The sequence below is a fragment of the Streptomyces sp. MBT65 genome (assembly GCF_016612545.1).
GTDB lineage: Bacteria > Actinomycetota > Actinomycetes > Streptomycetales > Streptomycetaceae > Streptomyces.
In genome coordinates, this window is the sequence record NZ_JAENRY010000633.1 from 1 (window position 1) to 1,231 (window position 1,231).

1 protein-coding gene and 1 pseudogene are annotated in these 1,231 nt (G+C 75.5%); both read left to right on the top strand.

What is annotated here, in order from left to right:
• Positions 1-786, top strand: a pseudogene (locus tag JHN63_RS51155) (hypothetical protein); the annotation flags it as partial.
• A gap of 65 nt (positions 787-851) precedes the next feature.
• On the top strand, positions 852-1,229 hold the full coding sequence (locus JHN63_RS51160) for a hypothetical protein (RefSeq protein ID WP_200691954.1): 378 nt from the start codon (positions 852-854) through the stop codon (positions 1,227-1,229).
• Positions 1,230-1,231: the final 2 nt, after the last annotated feature.

Below are 1,231 nucleotides of genomic sequence, written 5' to 3' on the forward strand. Positions count from 1 at the left end.
CCGCAGCTGCGGCTGGTCACCCCCTTCACCTACAAGGACCCCGCCGCCTTCCCCCTCGACCCGCCCGCCCACCTCGACCCGGCCGACCCCGGCGCCTACCGGCGCGCGGTGGAGGAGGTCCTGGAGGCGTCGGCCGGCCTGAGCGACGAGCAGAAGGTCAAGGCGGAGTTCTTCGAGCACTCACCGGTCTCCCTCACCTGGGCCCCGCGCGCCGCCGCCCTGGCCCACGACCTGGACCTGGACGGCTGGGCCCACCTCTTCCTGACCACCGCCCTGGCCCGCTTCGACAACCTGATCGCCGTCTGGCACCACAAACACGCCCACGACGCGGTACGGCCCTTCAGCGCGGTCCGCCACGTGCACGGCACGAGCGCGGTGACCGCCTGGGGCGGCCCGGGCCACGGGACCGTCACCGACCTGCCCGCCGACCAGTGGGAGAGCTACCTGCCCCCGGGCAGCCACCCCGAGTACCCCTCCGCCTTCACCGCCCTGTGCTCCGCCCAGGCGCAGGCGGCCCGGCGCTTCCTGGGCGACGACATCCTGGACTGGACGCACGCCTTCCCGGCCGGCACGGCACAGACAGAGCCGGGCCTGGTGCCCGCCGGCGACCTCGAACTGCGCTGGGAGACCTGGACCGACTTCGAGAACGACTGCGCCGCCAGCCGGGTGTGGGCGGGCGTGGCCTTCCCGCAGACGGCACAGCGCTCCATCCCCTTCGGCGCACGGTTCGGCGACCTGGCCCACGACTTCGTCCAGCGCCACATCAGCGGCGACACCCAGGACTGACCGGGCCTGACCGGGCCTGACCCCGTCCGCCGCCGAGGCGGGAGACCACCAGCGAAGGACAGCCGATGAGCGCCGCCCCGCCCACCCCCCGACGGCACGCGCACAGCGCCGAACTGGTCTCCCGGGCCTGGACCGAGGCCCTCCCCATGACCTCCGCGGCCCCCCGCCCCGACTCCGGCCCCGACTCCGGCCCCGACTCCGACTCCGGCCCTGGTTCCGGTTCCGGTTCCGGTGACAGGGCGAGTGCCGGGTGCCCGCGGGCCGGTGAACTGGCGGCCCGCGCCCTGCGGGCGCACAGCGCGCTGGCACAGGGCCTGGGGCAGTGCATCCCGGTCACCGGCCTCAGACCCGGCGGCGGCACCCGCGCACTCGCCGCCTTCCTCGCGGTCTACGCGGCCCAGGACGAACACCGGCCACCGACCCCCGGCCCGGCGGCGTCCTGACC